Origin of the sequence: Enterobacter sp. UNJFSC 003 (assembly GCF_036903355.1) — a bacterium.
GTDB lineage: Bacteria > Pseudomonadota > Gammaproteobacteria > Enterobacterales > Enterobacteriaceae > Enterobacter.
The window spans coordinates 37,750-60,084 of sequence record NZ_JBAKHK010000014.1; the positions used below are offsets into that span (position 1 = coordinate 37,750).

At 53.8% G+C, this 22,335-nt stretch carries 15 protein-coding genes and 1 pseudogene; 8 read left to right on the forward strand and 8 right to left on the reverse strand.

The annotated features are described in order from the left end of the window. Window positions 1-80 precede the first annotated feature (80 nt). Window positions 81-11,510 carry a BapA/Bap/LapF family large adhesin gene (locus V5P19_RS20725; protein ID WP_334407058.1) on the reverse strand — a complete coding sequence of 3,810 codons (11,430 nt, stop codon included), beginning with the start codon at window positions 11,508-11,510 and terminating at the stop codon, window positions 81-83. 768 nt (window positions 11,511-12,278) lie between these two features. Between V5P19_RS20725 and V5P19_RS20730 the strand changes: the two genes are divergently transcribed. The 3 genes from V5P19_RS20730 to V5P19_RS20740 are packed head-to-tail and all read left to right on the forward strand — an operon-like array spanning window position 12,279 to window position 14,129. After that, entirely contained in the window at window positions 12,279-12,806 is a 528-nt protein-coding gene (locus tag V5P19_RS20730; protein WP_334407061.1) for a tetratricopeptide repeat protein, read from the forward strand. A 7-nt stretch (window positions 12,807-12,813) separates the two neighbouring features. Then, on the forward strand, window positions 12,814-13,344 hold the full coding sequence (locus tag V5P19_RS20735; RefSeq protein ID WP_334407169.1) for a sigma-70 family RNA polymerase sigma factor: 531 nt from the start codon (window positions 12,814-12,816) through the stop codon (window positions 13,342-13,344). After that, complete coding sequence (locus V5P19_RS20740; RefSeq protein WP_334407063.1) at window positions 13,341-14,129, forward strand: hypothetical protein; 789 nt, start codon at window positions 13,341-13,343, stop codon at window positions 14,127-14,129. Before V5P19_RS20735 ends, V5P19_RS20740 begins: the two co-directional genes overlap by 4 nt. On the opposite strand, the gene V5P19_RS20745 is transcribed toward V5P19_RS20740, so the two are convergent. Both V5P19_RS20745 and V5P19_RS20750 read right to left on the reverse strand, forming a co-directional pair. Then, window positions 14,111-14,659, reverse strand: coding sequence for a YceI family protein (locus tag V5P19_RS20745; protein WP_334407065.1), 549 nt, complete (start codon window positions 14,657-14,659; stop codon window positions 14,111-14,113). The two genes, V5P19_RS20740 and V5P19_RS20745, sit on opposite strands and share 19 nt — an antisense overlap. A 95-nt stretch (window positions 14,660-14,754) precedes the next feature. After that, complete coding sequence (locus V5P19_RS20750) at window positions 14,755-15,111, reverse strand: hypothetical protein (RefSeq protein WP_334407067.1); 357 nt, start codon at window positions 15,109-15,111, stop codon at window positions 14,755-14,757. A gap of 398 nt (window positions 15,112-15,509) precedes the next feature. On the opposite strand from V5P19_RS20750, the gene V5P19_RS20755 reads away from it, so the two are divergent. Next, window positions 15,510-15,827 (forward strand): hypothetical protein, encoded by a 318-nt coding sequence (locus V5P19_RS20755; RefSeq protein WP_334407069.1) that lies wholly within the window; start codon window positions 15,510-15,512, stop codon window positions 15,825-15,827. Here V5P19_RS20755 and V5P19_RS20760 read toward each other — a convergent pair. From V5P19_RS20760 to V5P19_RS20775, 4 genes and pseudogenes are all read right to left on the reverse strand, one after another. Continuing rightward, complete coding sequence (locus tag V5P19_RS20760) at window positions 15,810-16,244, reverse strand: hypothetical protein (RefSeq protein WP_334407071.1); 435 nt, start codon at window positions 16,242-16,244, stop codon at window positions 15,810-15,812. The genes V5P19_RS20755 and V5P19_RS20760 overlap by 18 nt on opposite strands. Window positions 16,245-16,285: 41 nt before the next feature. Further along, the gene (locus V5P19_RS20765; RefSeq protein WP_334407073.1) at window positions 16,286-16,753 is read right to left on the reverse strand and encodes a hypothetical protein; all 468 of its coding nucleotides are present in this window, start codon (window positions 16,751-16,753) and stop codon (window positions 16,286-16,288) included. A 423-nt stretch (window positions 16,754-17,176) separates the two neighbouring features. Next, a complete protein-coding gene (locus V5P19_RS20770; protein ID WP_334407075.1) occupies window positions 17,177-17,476 on the reverse strand; it encodes a hypothetical protein in 300 nt (99 codons plus the stop codon). Between the two features lie 233 nt (window positions 17,477-17,709). Continuing rightward, a pseudogene (locus V5P19_RS20775) lies at window positions 17,710-17,837 on the reverse strand (hypothetical protein); the annotation flags it as partial. A 90-nt stretch (window positions 17,838-17,927) separates the two neighbouring features. Here V5P19_RS20775 and V5P19_RS20780 point away from each other — a divergent pair. Continuing rightward, window positions 17,928-18,140 (forward strand): hypothetical protein, encoded by a 213-nt coding sequence (locus V5P19_RS20780; RefSeq protein WP_334407077.1) that lies wholly within the window; start codon window positions 17,928-17,930, stop codon window positions 18,138-18,140. 572 nt (window positions 18,141-18,712) lie between these two features. Here V5P19_RS20780 and V5P19_RS20785 read toward each other — a convergent pair. After that, window positions 18,713-19,291 (reverse strand): serine acetyltransferase, encoded by a 579-nt coding sequence (locus V5P19_RS20785; protein ID WP_334407079.1) that lies wholly within the window; start codon window positions 19,289-19,291, stop codon window positions 18,713-18,715. Between the two features lie 351 nt (window positions 19,292-19,642). On the opposite strand from V5P19_RS20785, the gene V5P19_RS20790 reads away from it, so the two are divergent. The 3 genes from V5P19_RS20790 (at window position 19,643) to V5P19_RS20800 (ending at window position 22,335) form a co-directional block, all read left to right on the forward strand. Beyond that, a complete protein-coding gene (locus tag V5P19_RS20790; RefSeq protein WP_029884399.1) occupies window positions 19,643-20,494 on the forward strand; it encodes a DUF6387 family protein in 852 nt (283 codons plus the stop codon). A 100-nt stretch (window positions 20,495-20,594) separates the two neighbouring features. Then, a complete protein-coding gene (locus tag V5P19_RS20795; protein ID WP_063268343.1) occupies window positions 20,595-20,801 on the forward strand; it encodes an AlpA family transcriptional regulator in 207 nt (68 codons plus the stop codon). Window positions 20,802-21,129: 328 nt separating this feature from the next. After that, window positions 21,130-22,335, forward strand: coding sequence for a site-specific integrase (locus tag V5P19_RS20800; protein ID WP_080213940.1), 1,206 nt, complete (start codon window positions 21,130-21,132; stop codon window positions 22,333-22,335).

Sequence of the window (22,335 nt, forward strand, 5' to 3'; positions counted from 1 at the left end):
GTCTTGTCCCTAATAAAATGGTACAGCTTTATTGTTTGTGCCCGGGCGCTGCGCGCCCGGGTCATTTGGTGCTGGTGCTATCAGGTAATGATGTGCTGCTGGTTCACGAGCTCGTCGTAAGTGGTCTGCACATTATCCAACGTGACGAGTGCAGATTTAGTGTAGGCGGCCCCCGTACCGTCACGGTCGATGGAGATCACAGTATTGCTACCGCTTTGAGAAACAGTGAGATAGTTACCCAGCGTTGACGCGCTGCCGTTCCAGCCCACCAGCAGATCGCCGATATCGATCTTGTCTCCCTGCGCCAGCGAGAAGTTGGTCCAGTGGTCGCCCGCGCTGTTCCCGGCCGTGGCGTTGCCCGCGGCGCTGTTCAGCACCTGGTAAATCAGCGTATCGCCATAGGCCGTACCGGTAACGACGTCGTTATGTTCAGAGCTGATGAACTGCGGCGCCATGTTGATGGTCAGCGAGGCGGTATCCGTTTTACCGGCTGCATCGGTCAGGGTGTAGTTGAAGACCTCCTTCGAGGTGATGGTTGAGAGCGATACCCCAGTGTTGAGGCTGTAGGTGTAATGGCCGTCCGCGGCAATCGCCAGCGTGCCGTAATGGCCCACGATATTCACCGTGGTGCTGCCGGTGTACGGATCCAGCGTGGTGGTCACGCCGTTGTAGCCGGTGATGCTCAGGCGGGTGTCCACCGAGTGCAGTTGATCCATTGCCCCGGCGGAGTCCGTGCCGTCGAAGATATTACCGTTGACGGTGTGGCCGCTGGTGGCGTCGAACTGGGTCAGGGAGTAGGTGGTCCCGCTGACGCTTGGGGTGATGGTGATATTGCCCGCAGCCAGTGGCCCCATTTTGCCGGTATAGCTCAAGGTATAGGTACCGGCATCCAGGTCCAGCCCCGTCAGGTTGATAGTGGCGTTGCCGCCCAGCAGCAGTCCGCCGTTGAAAGAACCACTTCTGACGGTGGTGGCGCCATTGGTTATCGTCCAGTCAACCGTTAACCCGCCCAGTGAGAGGAGCGATGCGACGTTAAAGTTCAGTACCACGTTGTGCAGAGCCGTATTCGGATCCACCACGAAGGTACCGTTTCCGCTACCCTGGGTTGATGCCAGCAGCGCGGCGTTCCAGCTCGCCGTACCCACGGTGGTATCCGAGTACACCGTTGTATGGTGTACCGAGGTCACGTCCATCGCGGTGCTGACATCGTTCACCGCATCCATCGCTCGCGCGGTTGGGGTGATGTTCAGCGAAGCCGTGTCTTTCGTACCGTTTGGCGCCGTGATGGTATAGACGAAGGTGTCCGGCGTGCTGATATGGTCTGCGCCTACGCCGCTCTTCAGGGTGTAAGTGTATTGTCCGGACGCATTGATGGAGAGCGTGCCGTATTCACCCACAATGGTGGTCAGCCCGCTGCCGTTCACCGCCACGCCGTTCACTTCCGTCACCAGCGTGCCGGTTGGTGCGACATCATCCGCCAGCACATCCCCGGTGGTGCTCGCGCCCACGCTTGCCACGCTGTAAACGTGATCCTGTAGCACGTTCAGGGTGTAGGCCGTCAGCGCGGTGATCCCCGCCGCCGTATTCAGCAGGAACAGGTATTCACCCGATGGCAGATTAAGCGTGAGCTGGGACGAGGTACCGCCCAGCAGCGGCGCGCGCAGCCAGCCCGGCTGAACGCGCATCTGCTCGAAGGTCTGGGTCGCGTCGTTGAACTTATAGATGTACAGGTCGAACACCGATGCTAGCGCCACGCCCCCCACGGAGGCCTGAATGGTCATGGTGCGGGTGGTGCCTTCCTCCACGCTGTAGATGATCGGATTGCTCAAGTCATCCAGCAGATTCAGCCCCAGCGTGTTACCGAGGTTAATCCCCACCACGGTAAAACCGCCCTGCGACGAGGTGCCGTTGTCAATGGCGCTCACCGTGGTATCGAAGGTGAGCGATGCGGTGTCATCCACGGCCACTATGCTGTTGGCGGTGGTGCCTGCGCCCAGCGACAGCACCAGGTTCGCCGAGGCGCTGGTTCCGTTGTGGGTGATGGTGTAAGTGAAGCTCTCCGTGCGGCCAATCACCGAGGCGCTGGTGTTGGTCAGGGTATAGCTGTAGCTGCCGTCGCGGTTGATGGTCAGCGTCCCGTACTGCCCCTGAATCGCCGTGCCGTCGGCGGTGACGTTAGTCGTTATCCCCAGGGCGTTGGTGACGGCGGTCACCGTGGTGCCCGCCGGCGCGTTATCGCTGCCGGCGGTCGGATCAACGTCCAGGATCACGTTGCCGCCAAGCGTCGTATCGCCGGTAACGGTGCCTGCGCTGGTCTCTTTCACACCCACATCAATGCTGGTGTAAGAGCCCGTCGCCAGCAGGTTGGTGTTATAGCTCAGGACGCGATACTGGCCGTTGGCAAGACCGTTAAGGTTTAACGAAACGCCGGTTGCCCCAAGCGTGAGCAGGTCGGCAAACTGCGGCTGACCGGTATCCACGACCGTCGTCCAGGTGTTGTTGACGGTATCAAACCGCTGCACTACCAGCTCAAGCGTGTTGAGCAGCGACAGCACCGCGCCGGTGGCATTGGCATTGACGGAGATATCCGCGCTACCGCCGCTGCCCACCGTAAAGCCGACCTGCGCCGTATCGTTGCCGAGCAGCGTCAGCGCATTGCCCAGCGCCCCCACCAGCAGGAAGCCGTAATCGCTGTACTGCGAGTTGGTGACCGTTGCGGTCGTCGTGAGATCCAGCTCCTCGACGTTGCTGCTGGCCGACAGCGGCACCACCGGCGCGAGGGCTGATCCCGGCTGCGAAATGTTGCCTGCGGCATCAGTCGCGGTGACCTGCAGCGTCTGACCTTCGGTTTGTTTATTGAGGAAGGTATAGCTGTAGGTGCCGTTGCTGCCCGCCGTGGTGGTCACCGTTGTACCGTCCGCCAGACGAATGGTGACGGTACTGCCCGCTTCGGCGTTACCCGTCAGGACGCTGCCATCGGCGTTAAAGTTGCCGGTAGGCGTGTTTGGCGCCGTCAGGTCAACAATCACCGTGGTGGCGGAAGAGAACGGACCGGTGCCCGAGCCGTTGCTCGCGGTGGCGGTAAAGGCGTGAGAACCCTCGCCCATGACTGGGGTCGTGAAGGTCCAGTTGCCCGAACCGTCGGCCACGACGGTACCCATCGCCACGCCGTTGTTGTACAGGGTGACGGTGGCGTTAGGCTGTGCCGTCCCGCTCAGGGTTGGCGTGGTGTCATCGGTGGTTTTGCCGTTGGTCAGATTACCGGTGATCGTACCGACGTTATCGTTAATGGTGGCGATAACCGGCGCGTTCGGCAGCGTGGTGAACGGCGCGGTGACGGATGCATTCAACCCGGCGTTTCCTGCCTTGTCTGTGGCATAGACCACCAGCGACTCTCCCCCCGTCTGCGCTGGGGTGATAGTGGCGTTAAAGTTACCGCTACCGTCTGCTATCGCGGTACCCAGTACCGTACCGGTGCTGGTGGTGATGGTGACGGTGCTACCCGCTTCGGCGGTACCGGTGACGTGCGTACCGTTGGTGATGACAGCCAGACCCGTTGGAACCCCCGGCGGCGTCAGATCCACGTTAATGGTGGTGACAGGCGATGGCGCGCTGGTGTTGCCCGCCGCATCGGTTGCGGTGGCGGTGAAGTTATGTTGCCCTTCCGTCAGCGTGGTGCTGGTTTGCGGCAGCGTCCAGCTGCCGTTGGCATCGGCGGTCACGGTACCGACCAGCGTGCTGCCGTCATAAATGCGAACGGTAGCGTTGGCTTCCGCGGTGCCGTTGAGCGTAGGGCGCGTGTCGTTGGTTGGGTTGCTGCCCGTAATCGGACCGGTGACGGTGCCCACGTCATCGACAACCGAACCGATCGCCGGCGCGTTAGGTGCGGTTGCGTCAACGTTAATCACATAGCCTGGGGTTTGCGCGCTGGCGTTACCCACCGGATCGGTTGCCGAGAAGGTGAGGCTGTGCGAGCCGTCGGCGAGCGCCGGGGAAGGGGTGAAGCTCCAGTTACCGCCGGTCGCAACAACGCTGCCAATTTGCACGCCGTTATCAAAGATTTTTACCGTTGCACCGGCTTCTGCCGTACCCGTGAGCGTCGGCTGGGCGTCATTGGTCAAGCCACCGTTGGTAATTGGCGTGGCGGCGTTACCGACGTCATCGGTGATGCTGATGAGCACCGGCAGCGCAGGCGGCGTGATGTCGATGGTCAGCGTGAAGGTCGGCGACGCGGCGCTGGTATTGCCTGCCGCATCGGTGGCTTGTGCCGTGAAGCTGTGCGGGCCGGTCGCCAGCGTCGTATTGAGCAAAATACTCCAGCTACCGCTGGCATCCGCAGTACCCGTGCCGACAAGCGTAGTGCCTTCATAGATGTTCACGGTAGCAAACGGCTCGCTGGTGCCCACAAGGCGCGGAACGGTGTCGTCGGTGGTTTGTCCGGAACCGAGTGCGCCCGTCACCGTACCGACATCATCGATGGCCTGCGAAATAACCGGCGCGTTTGGCGGCGTGGTATCCACCACCAGGGTAAAGGCTGGCGAAGCGGGACTCACGTTGCCTGCCGCATCGGTTGCCGTGGCGGTCCAGGTATGGCTGCCGCTGCTGAGCGGGTTAGCGGGCGTAAAGCTCCATACCCCGATGCCGTTTGCCTGAGTGATACCGACCTGTTGACCATTTTCATAAATGATAATGGTGGCGTTGGCCTCGGCGCTACCGTTCAGGGTTGGCGTGGTGTCGTCGGTGATTTGGGTGCTGGCGAGCGGCGTTTGTACGCTGCCCACATCATCGCTGGCAAATATAATGGTGGGGGCCGCTGGCGCAGCCGTATCCACCGTCAGGTTAAACGCTGGCGAGGTGGCGCCGGTATTACCTGCCGCGTCGGTGGCGTTAAAGGTGATGGCGTGCGGGCCTTCCGCGAGCGCGGTGCCCGGGGTAAAGGTCCAGCTCCCTTGGGCATTCACCACCGCGGTGCCGATTTCTGTGCCATCAACAATCACGTGAACGGTGGAACCCACTTCGCCCGTGCCGTTGAAGGTTGGGCGCGCGTCGTTGGTGGCGTCGTTGCTGGCAACCGTCCCAATGACCGGCCCGACATCGTCAATCACGGCCGTCACAACCGGCACGTCAGGGCCCGTGGTATCCACGGTGAAGGCAAATACCGGAGAGTTCGCGGAGACGTTACCCGCCGCGTCGCTGGCGTTAACGCGAATGTTATAGCTGCCATCGCCCAGCGCAGTGCCCGGCGTAAAGGTCCAGTTACCGTTGCTGTCGACCGGAGCGGTACCTATCTCCACGCCATTATTCAGAATGTGGATCGTACTGCCCTGCGCGCCCGTTCCGCTGAGGGTTGGCGTATTGTCGTTGGTGACCTGCCCGGTGGTGAGATTGCCGGTGACGCCGCCCGCCACGTTATCGTTAACCGCATCGAGCGTTGGCACCGTTGGCGCCGTCAGGTCAATTTGCACGCTCCAGGCGTTGGAGGTTTGGCTAACGTTGCCCTGCGGATCGGTGGCTTTCACGGTGAACGAATGCGTGCCTTCTACCAGCGCGGTTTCTGGCGTGAAGGTCCAGGCGCCGGTGACGTTGTCTGCCGCTACGGTGCCGATCTGCGTTGTGCCATCAAAAATAACGACGATACTGCCCGCTTCTGCCGTACCGGTCAGGGTTGGCGTAGTGTCGTTGGTTGGACTGCCGTTCGGGACAAGGGTAGCGGCATTTCCGACGTCATCGGTGATGCTGGTGATAACCGGCGTCGTGGAGACGGTATCAACGGTGATGGTGATATCCGCAGAGAGTCCGCTTGAGTTGCCCGCCGGATCGGTTGCCCGGATCGTCAGGGTATGATCGCCATCAGACAGCGCTGGTGGCGTATAGGTCCAGGTGCCTGTAGCCCCCACGACTACGGTGCCTAACAGGGCTCCGTTATTGTAAATGGTGATCGTATCGCCAGCGGTGCCTACCCCGCTCAGCGTTGGGCGGTTGTCGTTAGTGATCTGGCCGTCGCTCAATGGCCCAATGCCCGGACCGACGTCGTCGATGATGGCACCGATAGCCGGTGTGTCTGGCGCGGTCAGGTCAAGGGTGACGGTTGCGACAGGGGAACGTCCGCTGGTCTGCAAATTCAGGGTGGCGGTCACTTCAAAGGTGTGTTGCCCTTCAGTGAGTAAGAGTGGCGTATAGCTCCAGTTACCGTTCGCGTCCGCAATCACGTTAATCAGTGGGATCTGTACCCCGTCCTGATAGATGGTGATGACGCTGCCCGCTTCGGCCGTGCCGACGAGGGTCGGCGTGGTGTCGTTGGTGGTTTTGTCTTTCACATCGCCCGTGACCGGGGCTAAATCATCAACGATGGCGGTGATGATCGGCACCTCAGGGAGATTAGGCAAGGTACCGGTGACGGTATAGGTCGCGTCAGGACTGAGGTTGCCGGCGGGATCGGTCGCCGTCACGGTCAGCAGTGCGCCATCCGGCTGAGCCGGGCTGAGCGCAACGGAGAAGTTGCCGCCGGTAGCAACGCCGGTACCAATCACGTTACCGTCAGCATCCTTCACGGTGATGGTGACGCCCGCCTCGGCGCTGCCGGTCATCGGTGTACCCTGAGCGGCCACGCTTATCCCGGTCGGGGCTGCTGGATCGACGGTATCGACCGTGACGTTCAGGTTTGGAGAACTGCCTGAGCTGAGACCCGCAGGATCGCGCGCGGTGACCGAGAAGGTATGCTGGGTATCCGTTAAGGTCACAGGAGAGGTCCACTCCCATGTGCCGTTCGCTTGCACCGTGGCCGTCGTCGTCGAAGCGGTACCGTCCACGGTGACGGTGATAATCGTCCCCGGTTCACCTGTCCCGGAGAGCGTTGGCGCGCCGTCGCGTGAGTACAGCGTGCCGTTGGCGAGCTGGCTATCCGACACCGTGTCGATTGCCGGTGTAGCAGGCGGCTGGGTATCGATCGTCACGGTAAAGACCGGGCTTGGCGCACTGACGTTACCCGCGCTATCTACCGCCGCAACGGTGATATTCAGCGGGCCGTCGGCCTGCGTCGTAGGAAGCGTATATGACCATTCGCCATTGACGATATCAAACCGCGTCACTTCAACACCGTTGTTGTAAATGATCACGGTTTCACCGTCTGGGCCGGTGCCGCCGATAGTCGGGGTGTTATCGGTTGTAAATCCACCGTTTTGCGCACCACCGATGGCACTAATCAGCGGAGTGTCAGGGGCGAGCGTGTCCACCGTAATGCTAATGCCGACTGATGGATCCGATTCATTGCCCGCCTCATCGGTGGCCGTGGCGGTATATTCGTGCGTGCCCTCACCGATATTGCTCTCAGGGCGCCAGCTCCAGTTACCGGTGCCGTCTACCGTGACGGTGCCGACGGCCGTCGTCGTGACGCCGCCATCGACGCTGTCATAGATCGTGATCACATCGTTTGGCGTACCTGTTCCGCTCAATACCGGACGCGGATCGTTGGTGGTTTCGCCATCACCCACAGGGCCGGTGATCTGGCTGACGCTGTCGGTCACCACCGGTGCCGCTGGGGCCAGCGGCGCGTCGGTATCAATGGTGATGGTTATCGGGGTAGACGGGGCACTTTCGTTACCCGCGCCGTCCTGATTGGTCACCGTCAGGGAAAGATCGTAGGTGCCGTTGCCAAGCGGTGGGTTTGGCGTCCATGTCCAGTTACCGTTCTCATCAACCTGAGTTTGGCCGATCGGGTTAGTGCCATCGTAAATATTAACGATGTCACCCGGGGTGCCGGTGCCGCTCAGGGTTGGGGTGGTATCGCGGGTCGTTTCACCCGGGTTCAGGGCGGTGCCCGGCGTACTGCCGTCCGGGTTAACGGTGATATCCGGGATCGCTGGCGTATCCGGCGCGAGGGTATCGATGGTCAGATCAAACGCAGGCGAGAGGGTCGTGTTACCGGCGGCATCCGTGGTGTGCACCGTCAGGGAGTGAGGTCCGTCCGTCAGCGGCGTGGTTGGGGTGAAGGTCCACGTGCCACCGATAACCGTGGCTGTGCCAAGCAGGGTGTTGCCGTCGTAAACGGTGATGATGGTGTCCGCCGGGGCGGTACCCTGCAGAAGTGGCTGGGTGTCGTCCGTGGTATCGCCGCTCACAAGAGGATCCTGCACGGCACCCACGTTGTCTGTGACCGTTTCAATGGTGGCCGCAGGCGGCGGCGTGACGTCGACGGTCAGCGTAAATCCGCCCGACTCCAGGCTGGTGTTGCCCGCCGGATCGGTGGTTACGGTGGTAAAGGTATGTTGACCCTCCGCTAACGGCGTGGTTGGGGTGTAGGTCCAGGCGCCTCCGCTGCCCACAACGGCGGTACCAATGTCCACGCCATCCAGACGAATGGTGACCGTCGAACCAGGCTCGGCGGTACCGTTCAGCGTTGGGGTTGGGTCGTTGGTGGTTTCATTGGTGTCGAGCGGACCCGTGCGGCCAGGGACATCATCTACCACCTGGGTGATGATCGGCGCGTCCGGCACTCCGCTGTCCACGGTGATGGTCCATGAATTCGATTGTCCGCTCTGGTTACCTGCGCCATCAACCGCCGTGGCCGTCAGGACGTGGCCGCCATCGGGCAGCGGTGAGGTTGGCGTAATGCTCCACTGGCCGGATGCCGGAACGGTCACGGTACCGATAACGGTGCTGCCGCTGGTGACGGTAATTATTGTGCCAGGTTCGCCCGTCCCGTTGATGGTGGGCGTCCTGTCATTGGTGAGGCCATTCTGGGCGACAGGCCCGGTGGCCGTCTCCACATCATCCACCACGGAAAGAATAACCGGGGTTTGCGCTGGCGTGATGTCCGGCGCAACAGCAGGGGTTGTTGGCCCCGTGTTGCCTGCTGCGTCGGTGGCATCTGCAGTCAACGTTTCGCCGTTGGCTTTTGGCGGGGTCAGAGGGATGCTGAAGGTTCCGTCGTCATTGGCTTTGCCCTGGCCCACCGTGACGCCGCCTTCGCGAACGGTCACCGTACTGCCCGGTTCAGCGGTGCCGGTGACCGCGGTGCCATCTCCGGACACGACAACGTTATCCGGCGCAAGCGGAGGGGTGGAATCCGGTGCGGTAGCCGTACCCGGCAGGCTGACGTTACCGCTGCCGTCGGTGGCGGTAACGGTCAGAACTTCGCCATTGGTCTGGGCAGGGCTGATTGGGGTACTAAAGGTGCCGTCGCCATTGGCGGTCGTTTCACCGATGACCGTGCCATCCGGACCTTTAATGGTGACAGTACTGCCAGGCTCTGCCGTACCGCTGACGCTTTGACCATCGTCGGCGACGACAAGATTTCCAGGCAGGCCAGGCGGGGTTGTGTCTGCCGCGGTGACGATGGCTGGCGTGCTCTGGTTACCGGCGGCATCAGACGCCACCACGGAGATCAGCTGGCCGTTGGTTTGTGCAGGCGTTAGCGTGGCGACAAAATTACCGTTGCCGTCGGTTGTCGTACGGCCAATCACGTCCCCGTCGCTGTTGGTAATCACAATACTGCTGTTTGGCTCTGCGGTCCCGGTGATCTGAGTGCCTGCCGGATTCAGAGAAATGACAGGCTGTGGAGGCGGCGTGGTGTCCACGATGAAATTGATCGGCTGAGACTGGCCGCTCTGGTTGCCTGCCGCATCGGTTTCGCGCACCGTAATCGAGTGCGCGCCTTCTGCAAGCGGCGAGGTAGGGGTCAGGCTCCAGGTGCCGTTAGGCTGCACCGTGGTTGTACCTACGACAACGCCGTTATCGTAAACGGTAATGGTGCTGCCAGGTTCGCCTCTGCCGGTCAGGCGTGGCTCGGAGGCGTCCGTAAACTGCCCGGCGCTGATGGCCCCTTTAAGGCCTCCGGTATCATCGTTAACCACAAAGGCTGTTGGCGTTTCAGGCGCAGTGAGATCCACATTGACGGTAAATGCCGGGGATGCCGGACCCGTGTTGCCCGCGACGTCGGTGGCACGCACGGTCAGCTGGTGGCTGCCTTCGCTGAGATTCACTGACGGCGTAAACGTCCAGCTGCCGTTGGCCGCGACCAGCGCGGTACCAATGGCAATCCCATTGTCATAGATGGTCACGGTTGAACCCGCTTCGGCGGTACCGCTCAGCTGTGGCCGCGCATCGTTGGTACTGGCACCATTGCTGAGCGTGCCGGTATTTGCCGGGACATCATCAGTAATGGTAACGATCGTCGGTGCGGCAGGGGCAACGGTATCGACGATAAAGGTGGCGGCAGTGGAAGGGGCGCTGGTATTGCCCGCAGCATCGGTCGCGGTGGTGGTGATGGCGTGGTTTCCATTGGACAAGTTGGCCGATGGGGTAAAGCTCCAGCTGCCGTTGGCGTCCACTTTGGTGGTGCCAATCTGGGTGCCGTTGTCGTAAAGGGTGATGGTGGTTCCGGCTTCGCCAATGCCGCTGAAGGTCGGGCGGGCATCGTCCGTGCGCTGGCCATTATCCAGCGGGCCCGTTTCCGTGCCGACATTATCGTTTACGATGAGGAGGGTTGGCGCATCCGGCGCGGTGGAGTCCGGAGCGGTAACCTGCCCGGGCTGGCTGATATTGCCCGTGGTGTCCGTCGCGGTGGCGGTAATCTGCTCGCCGTTGGTCAGCGGTTTACCCAGTTCGATGGTGAACGTGCCATCGCTGCCCGCTTTCCCGGTGCCCACTACGTTACCGTCGGCATCTTTTAGCGTGACGGTGCTACCCGGTTCAGCGTTACCCGTGACGGTGGTGCCATCATCCGACACGTGCAGATTGGTTGGCGCGTCCGGCGCGGTGGTGTCCGGTGCGGTGACATGCCCGGCCTGGCTGGTATTACCGGATGAATCCGTCGCGGTGGCGGTAATAACCTCGCCGTTGGTCAGGGGCTTATCCAGTACGATGGTAAATTTTCCGTCATTGCCTGTTTTCCCGGTGCCGACCACGTTACCGTCGGCATCTTTTAGCGTGACGGTGCTGCCCGGCTCCGCGGTACCCGTGACGGTTTTGCCATCGCCAGAGAACTGCAGGTTGGTGGGGGCAGTTGGCGGTGTAGTATCGGGATCCGTAGGTGTTCCGGGATTGCCCGGATTGCCGGGATTGCTGTTGTTGTCGTCATCACCGCCGCCTCCGCCGCCCGTGCCTGCCGCGATGGCAATCCCGCCTGCGACAGCAAGACCGCCTAATACCCATGGCCAGACGGCTGCGCCGCCAGCATCACTGCCTGAGGACGCCAGCAATACGTCCGTTGAGGCGATAGATTCGTATGTTGCTGCGCCGGTAGGATCGTCAATCCACCATAGCGCACCGTCACTCTCTTGCAGCACCAGCTGGCTTACGCCCTGGGCGTCAGTGACGTAGAAATTTTTAAGGGTAATCACTTCGCCGGAGTGCAGGGTCACGACCAGATCGTTACCGCTGCGGGCGAAGTGAGAGATTTCGGTTCGCTCTACATGTAGCTCAACGATAGAGGAATGGCTCAGCGTAATCTGAGTGCCCTCGGTGGTGGTTTCCACGCCAGTAAGTTTTGATATAACAGAGATTTGGCTCATTTGGTCATTACTCCAGAAGCGTTGTCGTGAACGGCGTGCGAGACGAGCCATCTCGTTATGAAGGGAAAAGTGCGCCCCGGCAGAGTTGCTGTTAATTAAGCAGCACTCACCGTGATATTTTTAGAGCGAACGATGCCCGCCAACATTTAGAGTGGCAACATCAGAGCGAATCTATTTATTTGAGAGAAAATATTGCGTATTCTTTTTTTTGTGCTCTATATAACCCTGTAATTAATAGAGGAATTAATCCGAAATGGTATAAAAATGATATAGTCAGAAAAAAGGCTTTATGCAAATTAAGCTTCCGTAAATACATATCGGAAAGGTGAAGCTGGCATTAACTTATAGACGGTTGTTATTAGTTTTAAATATTAACATATTGTTTTTGTTAATTTTATTTTTTAAGTGACAGTGCAATATTTTACATTTCATGACGTGAATAATAATTAGTAGGGCTGCGCTGATTAGGTAATTAAAAAACGGTTGTTTATGGTGGCTTAATGCGTGTTTAAGTTAGGGTAACATTCTTGATGTAAGATATATTATGTTTGTGAATGGGTGAAATATATTCTGGCGTACCTAAAAAAATCTGCTATTTAACGTTAGATAATTATCGAAGGGGATGAGAATGAATTAATTCGCTTATATATCAGCGCAGATATGTCGTAATCCTGCTCCGGGTCAGTAAAAAAAGTCAGCGAAAGAATGAATAACACGCGCGGCTCGCGCGTTAACTGACGTATACCCACTTTTTCCCAGGAGCTCTGTATGAACACCACCTCGCTTCGTGTGATCCCGATAATTATCTTTTTCCTGCACTCCCCGTTGGCATCTGCCATGGGCGATAATAGTACCGAGAGCAAAACACCTGACTGCCCGTCCGGGCAGGTCTATGACAGCGCCACTCAGAAATGTGTGCCAGACAAAAGCAGCAGCCTCAGCGATGGAGACAAAACCCACTACGCCTACCATCTTGCTAAAAAAGGAGAGTACCAGGCGGCGCTGAACCTGCTTGATTCCCTCAAAAACGCTAACACGGCTGAAGCATGGAACTATCGCGGTTATGCCACCCGCAAACTTGGGCGTACGGATGAAGGGATTGGCTATTACCAGCGCTCGCTGGCCATCGACCCCAACTATGCCAAAGCCCGGGAGTATCTGGGCGAAGCGTGGATGGTTAAGGGGCGGCCAGACCTGGCTAAAGAACAGCTGAAGGTGATTGCCGGTATTTGCGGCCAGAGCTGCGAGGAGTATCGTGACTTGCAGGCCGCCATTAACGGACATCCTGAATCCTGAATGCCCTCTGGAGGGAAAGCAAATCGCTACCAGTGATGTTCGTCAACAGCTAGCCGCACACCTGGCGCGCCTCTGGCGCTATGGGCTGGTGTTGTCGCGAAACCGGGATATCGCCGAAGATCTGGTGCAGTCCACCTGCGTGCGTGCGCTTGAAAAAAGCAGCCAGTACGCGCCTGGCACACGTATCGACAGGTGGCTGTTCGCGATTCTGCACTCTATCTGGATCTCAGAACTGCGGGCGCGACACGTCCGACAGGGGCAGGGATTTGTCGCCAGTGACGAGCTAATGGCGCCGGACACACGCGACCAGGATGAGACGTGCCTGCATTATCTGAAGGTGATGCAGCGCGTCAATGCCCTGCCCGAAGCCCAGCGCAATACGGTTTTTTTAGTCTATGTCGAAGGTTTTACCTATCAGGAGGCGGCGGACACGCTGGCGGTGCCAATTGGCACCATCATGAGTCGGCTGGCAACGGCAAGGGCGACGCTGGCGAAATCGGTTGATGCCTCGCCCCCGGTAAAGGAGAAACGCTCTTGAACGCGCACCGTTTTACCCCACCTTACGGCGACGATGCTATCGTGGCATGGATGGATGGCGAAATGTCGCCTGCCGAGGCGCAACAGTTTGAAGCGCAGTTAAGAACGGATGAACTGCTCTCCGGGCGGACGGCGCAGCTGATGAAAAGCAATCAGAACTATCAGCATGCCTTTGCCGACATGCTGGATGAGGCGCCGGTGGAGAGAATGCAGGCCCGACTGGATCGGCTTCCGGAACAAGGTTTTTCCTCATCTGATGGCGTAAGCAGGCGCGCGCTGATTGCCGCATCGCTCAGTTTTTTGACTCTTGGCTCAGGGTTAGGCTATTGGCTAAGACCGGCTTCTGCGCCCTTTGATGAGAATGCCCATATCCGCGACCTTGAAGCTCAATATATGTCGCTTTACAGCGCCGAGACGCTGCTGGACATGGACGCTGCATCGCCCGTCCTGCAGCGCGGACTGGCGCGGGCGGCACAGGATATCGGTCTGCAGCTTGCGGCTTCACAGCTTACCCTGCGCGGCGCAGAGCTCAAAATGGTGCGCATGCTGCGCTACGACACCACCTCGATCGCGCAAATCGCGTGGATAAATGCCGACTACGGTCCGATGGCGCTGTGCATCTCCCCGACAGAGCGGAAGATGAAAACCGCATTCCAGCAGGAGCAGCGGCACGATATGAACCTGGTGTGGTGGCAGGATGCGGGGTATCAGTTCGTTCTGATTGGCCGTAATCCGCTCAACGCCTTACAGGGCAACGCGCAGCAGCTTTATGATGCGTTAGCCTGAATCGCAATGGCGATAGCAATGCGGTCATCCACGACCAGCGCAAATTTATCCATTCCGTAGGCCGAGCGTGAGATGGCCGTGGTGGCATCAAGAACCAGGGTGTGCGAGCGGGGATCTTTCACTACGGCTTCCAGAATGACCGGACGGGCAATGTCCCGCACGGTCAGCGTGCCGAACACTCTGAATTGTCCGTTACCCCTGGCGACGACGCGGGAGCTGGTGAACGCAATCGTGGGGTAGCGTTCTGCTTCAAAAAACATGTCGCTTTTCAACTGCCAGGTCAGCAGGCTATTGGAGGCAACCAGCGTTGCCACCGGGATAATGACGTGGATATGGTCATCAACGTCGCTGTCCGGGTTAAGCGTGACATCACCCGTGACGCCAGTGAGCCGGGCCCAGGAGAGGATGCCACCGAAGGCATGCCATGACAGGCGGATTGCCGTGTTGTTGGTGTCGATGGTGTAGTGCTGCGGCGCTGCATAAAGAGATGAGCAGAACAGCAGGGGAATAAAAGCCAGCAGGCGATACATGTTGATTCTCCGTTAAGCGCGCACAGTGTTAACGCATGACCCGCGCTATTTATTCGGAGAAACAAAAAAAGGCCGCTAACGCGGCCTGATAGGGATTATTCAGTGATTTTCTTTTCTAGCTCACTGGCGCCCTGTTTGGTTTTATTCCAGCCTTTTTCGGTCCCTTCTTTGGTGGCATCCCACCCTTTCTCGGTCCCTTCTTTGGTTTTATGCCAGGCTCTCTGCGAGTCCTCGCTTACCTTGCTGCCAAAGCTTTCGCTTTTACCTTCGGCGGCATGTTTTTGCTTCAGCTTCAGCTCTTCGCCTTTGTTTTGCTCTTCGTGCAGCTTCTGTTCAGCGTTATTCGCGTTAGCTTTCGCCGCGGCGACGGTATCATCGGTTGCGTGTGTGGTCGCAGCAAAAACGGGAGATGCCAGCAGAACAGCGGATAATGCGATAATTGTTTTTTTCATAATGTCCTCATTTAACGTTATCGGTTATGAGCGTGATTCAGCATGGCACAGACGAAGCGGGAAGGCTTTAGGAAAAAACTGTAATGAGATCAATGCGCCCTGATGAGGGATATTTAGCCTGAGGATTATCCAAAGGATAAAATGCCTGTTTCAGCGAGGGCGGCAAGGGTCAGGAGAATGAAGAAAATAACGACGAAGGGTCTGTACATGTTGGGGTTCCTTCCGGGTTGGAGTGACTAATCCGTAGCGCTGGGTGGTGTTGGTAAGTTTGCACAGGGGAACGGAGAGGGTGTTGATGTTTGTCAATGTCAGGGGGCGACAACATAAACTACCGTCAGGTTGGTCGGCTTTTGCAGAGATAACGGTATGGGCGCTTTGATTGGAGGGCGGGGAATTGCATGGCGATAACGGCAGAAGCGTTGCTTAGCTCTGGTGTTACAAAAGAAGAGGTGCAAATGCTTAAACGCTATGCGGATACTCAACGTTCTAAACTGGATATTTTGCTTCCTGACCTTTCTAATCGTTTTAATGGAATTGTCATTCTTTCAGTCATATTGATTGTACTGTTCGCCCTGGCTGTGTGTTTCGCTTTCCCGGAAAATATCATCTCATTCGGTATAGCTGTACTGTTTATTATTGGTATCTTCTGCTGGATAGCTCCCCTTAAATTAACTGATAAAGCCTGGCGGGGGGCATTATTACTGGTTTGTTTTTGATGAACTCAACTCTGACTTATAGCTGCGCTGCTTACGTATTGAGTCGATGAATTTTTTCAATTCATCGAGCTCAAAATAAAGTTTGTTTAGTTCGCTCAGGATGTGTTTGCGTCGATGTTTTAACAGGATGCGGGCTGGAATGACGCGCTCGATAATTGTCGGCTTCTTGTTCACATACTCTGTGACAAGCTGCTTAATATTTTCCTCAGACCAACCATCCATCACCGGCGTAGGGTTGTAGAGAAGGTTGGCCTGTAGGGCTGGGGCAACTTCCTCATCCAGAATCACAAAAATCTCTTCCCTGCTTAAACCAGACTCCTTTAGCCTCTGCGCCATCCATCGGTAGTCCTGGTCCTGGATTCGCGCTCGGTAAAAAAGCTCTGATAATGCATGCCAGACAGGAATGCGGTTCGCCAACTCGGCTCCTGTAAAGTTTGATATCCGTTTTGACAGTCGCATCAGTGCGCTTTTTCAGGGACTGGAGTGGCAGAAATTGTCATGTATTTTTTCAGCCCAGCCTCTCGTTTCACCCCCTTCGGATCTGAACCAAAAGGAAGCCTCAAACGTGGTGAGTCGGCGGTTTTGATTGTCCAGAGAGAATCACCAATGAATCTGAAATGGATGCTATCCGCTGTAACGGATAAGTTCTCAAAACTTCCCGTCGAGTACTCATTACCCAGACGGATCACCTCTTTAACACCGTCTTGAAGGTCGATGAGGACAATAGTCAGTGACTCCTCGAAAATAACGTCATCCGTCAGAAAAAGGATATAGCGCTGGTCATTGACCTGAACCGCAGCTTCCAGCACTTGTCCTGGTACAATAATGTCAGTGTTATTGCCATTGATTACAACGTCAGACTGAGCCTGAGAAAAATCAGTTGCTTCGCGAACCTTCGCCAAAGATATTGAATTAACCTTTTGCATAATCAATTCCACAAACGACCCATTTCCCATGCGGCAAGAGCGCCACCGACGAAGCCACCAATAAGCACGCAAACAGGTGCGCTTGGGCCACATATCAACCCTGCCATAGCACCACTTGCAGCAGCACCGGCAATACCTGCACCAGTAATGGCTATCTGCCTGCCTATTTCAGAAACCTTACCCTCAGCGGTATAAATTTCGTAAACAGAAATCGCAATCGACAGAACAATAAGCCCCCTTCCAATACGCGAGAGCTACATCATTTTCATGTTTACTTGTGCGTTAGACTTGCCTGCGGATTCAACAATGCTCGCGTATATCTGATTTTTTGTACTTCCGAAAGGCTGTTAAAATTTACCTGTGGGCCAAATAAAGATTTCGCCTTTTTAGCAATCAACTCATTAAGCGTCTTTCCTTCAGACTTTATCCGTTCAGCCATCGCTCGTCCGAGGGGGTGTTTATCGCTCTCACCATATCCATAATCAGATTTCGGGTTGTCTGGGCTTCTTGCGCCGCTTTTTCCCATGAAATTACACCGGCATTTGCCTTTGCCCGTTGGTCTGAGGCCATCTCTTTTATTCGTTTTGAGTATTCAAGCCGTAAGCGGGGATCGACTGATAATCTTGCCGCTGCGGCAGCAATATCACCTTGCAGGGCATTAATAGCACTTTCAAATTTATCGTGTCCATCGGTATCCAGTGCGCGAAGTAATGTTGTATTCATATTCTCATCGTTCCTGTTTTGGATTGTGAGAAGCATTCACTCAATATCTAGCATATTGTGAATAAAAGATCTTTTTTTATATTAACTGGTCACACTGTTTACTTTGTTTTTTTAAATGTAATTTTCAATAGCATAGTAATTGAATGGTCTGTGAAGACTGAACAGTTAACTCTTCACCGCAAGTGTTTGGCTGATAAAAAAAAGACCGGCGATTGCGGGTTAGGTCGGGTTATCAGCCCCGCCACATCGCGGGCAAAATCCGCCGGTGAAATCACTTTCACGCCCCGGCCCCATAGCGGGAGAGGAGCTGGCCGTTCGGGTCAACCGCCAGCGTCTCGTCGTAATGTTCATGGAAACGGACATAGCCGGAAGCCAGGCAGTCACAACGGATAAAAACCTGATCGAGAAAATTGGCCAGATACGTAAAAGCGTGGCGGCCGTGCAATAGCAGATGATTGCCCCGGTGGTGTGGATTGGCTCTGGCACAATCAATGTGGCACAGCTGATGCTTGACACGCTCGATGTGATAAACGAGCTGGCAGAGCAAACAGTAAGCCGCACCCACAGCAATATGGGAGCACCGACCAACGCGGGAGCCATCCGGAACACAGGAACGAACGCGGACACGCTAAGCGGCAAATACTCCCCGGTGATTGGCAAGTAAACCAGTGCAGAACATAACCCGCGAAAGCGGTTTTTTTATGCCGTCATTCCCAAGGCGGGATATCTCCTTTTTTACCTCACAAGCGGCTATCGCTACGCGCTGCCAACAGTGCTCTGTCGCGTTCAGCCTTTTAAGACACTCAAAGCCACCCTTAAAACAGGTCGTGCGCACAGCAGGGTGCTGGCGCGTCACAGCATGGCCAAAAAATTCTTTCGCAGACCAAAATCGCACTACACCACACTCGCCTGCGGTTTTTGCATCATAAAAATTTTTCAGTTTTATTTTCCTTCAAACAATACCGCCAGACCGCGCCATTGCTGGAGGCTTTGCAGAAAACCAGAACTGAAAAGAGTGAAAAGAATTTCAGTGTTTTTCACTTCTATGGATCTGCGGAGGATCTGACGAAATTAATAACTATCAGATAGTTAATGCTATTTTAGATTCTGTGTGAAAAAAGAAGATCAAATTGTCTGAGGCGAGAAGTTCCGGGAAAACCCGCAGGGTGAGAACTGGCGCGGGTTTGGTGGCAGGAAGTAACTTTAAAAAAACTGAAACATTTAGCAGTGCCTGTTTCATGCGGTATGTAATTTGTTAGGCATGACATGCAAAGTCTTTTCGCTATAGACAGTGGTGTTACTGGGAATGTCTTTGTTCACAAATGACATAGCGCCGATCACAACGTTGTCACCGATGCGAATCTTATCTGCGATGATGCAGGAACCCGCGCCAATGTTGACATTGTTGCCAATAGCAATGGATATCGGTTCTTTATGAACATTCGCACCGGTAATGCCAATTGTTGTGTTCTGCCTGATACGCAAAGAGTGTCCGATGACAGCGGAGCCGTTTACCACTATCCCGTGATGGTGGGAAATTACCATTCCGGGTCCGATGTGTGCCCCCAACTGAATCTCAGTTCCATATTTGAAAATGAGGTTTCTGTTTATCTTTGCCGCACGTTTTTTCAAGAAGTTACTGTCTGAATGATGCCAGTAAGATGCAATGCGCCACCAGAAATGGAAACGGCGATTGGGGCATTTAATAGCTTTATGCAGCACCCTGAACCACGAAAACTTCTTAGAACTCATCATTACTTCGTGGCGTAAGCATTGATGAAGATGTTCAGTCCTTGAGATTTTAATATTGGCCATGTTCATTTCCTTGTGGCTCGGTGGACGTGAAGTGGACATTGGACATTAAAAAGGGGCTACGCTTTCACGTAACCCCTTGCTTTATTTGCTGGCGTCCCTGTAACTAGATATCTATTTAATTGAATTTTCTAGATAACTGTTGTTTCTGACTTTACCTTTGGTTCTATAAAGGAACCATAAATCGTAACGGCATAATCCCCTGAAAATAGTCCGTTAGCAGACTGTATCAAAAAATAACAAACCTCTTGGTTCAACTTCCTGATGGCATCTGAACTCATTTCATTGGTCTTCCTTTAACATGTCGATTACGTTAGCTACATACATTAAGTCTAATGCATGTTGGAGATCGTTATGAAAAACTGGTCAGTTGAGCAGACGAGAGAGGTGAAGAAGTGGCTGGATATTGATACATATCGCGGATTCGAAGAGCTTCCGCTTATACACCTCTACCATGAATTACTGGCAAGGACATTGTTCTTCAAACCATATCATGAAGAATTTGAAGCAGAAGCCGTAAGGCTCTACATCGACAGGATCTTCACTGGAAAGCCCTTTCTCATCACAGAAAAGCATCTCGGCTATCTCACAAGAGAGGATACTCTTTACCAGCCACCACACTTCTTTCTGACAACAACTGAAAGACTGGCGCAACTCAGTATTGTGGGACTACGAAATTCACTTTTCTTCTGGGAGGGAGGGGATGAGTACTCGGTTAACCGTGAATTCCTCGAAAGCCCTGTATCAGAGTCCCTACCTCGCCTGTTCAGAGATACTGTCATGGTCGAAATCGACTTGGCGAATGGAACTGACGAGGAAATAGCTGAATCCCTGAAAGCCGCACTACCTCAGTGGCGTAAGGTCAGAGGCATTGAGGCTGACACTACTGACTCGATCCGCTTTGGTTATGGAACGATTAAGAAAATCATCAACTACAGACTCATTCCCATGATCGACATCCTTGTATGGTCAACGCTGCACAATGTTCGGATATCAGAAGACCGTCTTTCACGCCTCCTTTACACAGACGATGATGATGAAGAACAGACCCGCCTTAATCACCAAATTCGGGACACAGACAGACCCCTTGCTCTGAAGGCCGCGAGTATACCTTTCATCCGACAGTTTCATCTGTTCATCAACAAAAACAGCCATCTCAAAAACATCAGAGTTTCAGACGTGATGAAAATCGCTGATTCTGACTAAGGCCAACCTCCATTAGCTCTGGAATTCCCAGCTTCGGTCTCTTTCCCGCTGATTCATTCGTATAGTCGTTTCCATCAAAATGAAAGAAGAGGAAACGACTATGAATCAGCACAACACCCGTCTTATTCGCCTCCCTGAAGTTCTCAATCGAACCGGTTATGGTAAAGCCTGGATCTATCATCTAATCAGCAAAGGATGTTTCCCATCACCAGTAAAAATTGGATCTCGTGCAGTTGCTTTCGTTGAAAGTGAAGTGGAAGAGTGGATTCAATTAACTATCGAAAATTCAAGAAAGCATGTCTCCTGAAATAAAATTACAGCCTTCTTATTTTTTGAAGATTAATGCTCAAATTAGTAAAGTTTATATCTTAACAAAACCTATATTTAACGTAATTCTTTACGTTTTTTCAGGCAGAGCTTACGCCATAGGTATTCAAAGGTGGTTTCTTAATATCGGGTATGGATACTATCTACTAGCCGTACCTGTTTCTTTCACGTGAAAGAAATTTTTTTAAATATTTAAATTCATTATAAATAAAGCCATATATAACAAAAAAATTTGCAAAATTTAAATTGATAAAATAAAGATAAGCCGTAGTGATTACTAAATGTAAAGTTTTCGGAGGGTTATTATAATGTCATATCAAATAAAAAAATTTGTGATGAGCAATGGCGAACGAGGATGTTTGGTTCTCGATAAAGAAACACAGTTGCCTGTTTATTATCAAAATCTCTATCTTACAACCAATGTCAGGAATAGAAGTGCGACCGCATCAACGATGGAGATAGTTGCAACAAACTTACTAATACTAAGCAATTTCCTCAAAAGCAGGAAAATAAATATAATTGATAGGATTGAAATTAAGGAGTTCCTAAGTGTAGCAGAAGTGGATGACCTGATCCGTTATGCAAGGCAGAGATTTGATAAGCAAAAGATTACAAATGTAAGATTAATAAAAGGGTATCAGATTGCAAGAAGAACTTTCGGTTATAGAATTCATGTTTTTTCGAGCTATCTTAATTGGCTGTGCGGTTTACTTCATTCTATTAAGGGAATTCATGCTAGATATGAAGTCGAGAGTTTCATAGAAAGTATTAGAGCACATCTCCCGCTAAATAAATCTCTTAGCATGAATGACAGAAAAGATAAATCACTGAGCAAAGAAGAGATAAAAAAACTGTTTGAGTTATTAGAAATTGAAGGAAGCCAAAATCCTTTTCAGAAGGATGTTCAAGTGAGAAACAGACTCATTTTTACCTTACTATTGAATTGTGGTTTAAGAGCAGGAGAGCTATTAAATCTAAAAGTTAATGATTTAAATCCTAGGGATTACACACTAAGTATTTTCAGAAGACATGATTGCATTGAAGATCGAAGGCTGAATCAACCTTTAGTCAAAACTGGTGAAAGGGAAATTCCCTTGTCGGACGAGTTAGCATTGGAGATTTTGGATTACATAAATAACTATAGAAATAAATACACCAAAAAGAAGAAGCATGACTTCCTGTTTGTTACACACAGTTCATGTAAAACAGTTGGAGAACCTTTATCTGTTTCAGCATATGAAAAGATAATTTCGACTATTAAAAAATCAAGCCCGGAATTAAAGAATTTATCAGGTCATAAATTGAGACACTCCTGGAACTATTTCTATTCAAGTGAAATTGATGATTCGAATTTAGATATCAGCCGAAAATCAGGTTTGAGGTGCTATCTCATGGGGTGGTCAAAAGATTCAAAGATGTCAGAAAATTATAACTTCAAACACATATCAATGAAAGAAAAGGAAGTTATTGGAAGAGTTTATGACTCTTTGAGGAAAATAACTAAAGGGGAATGA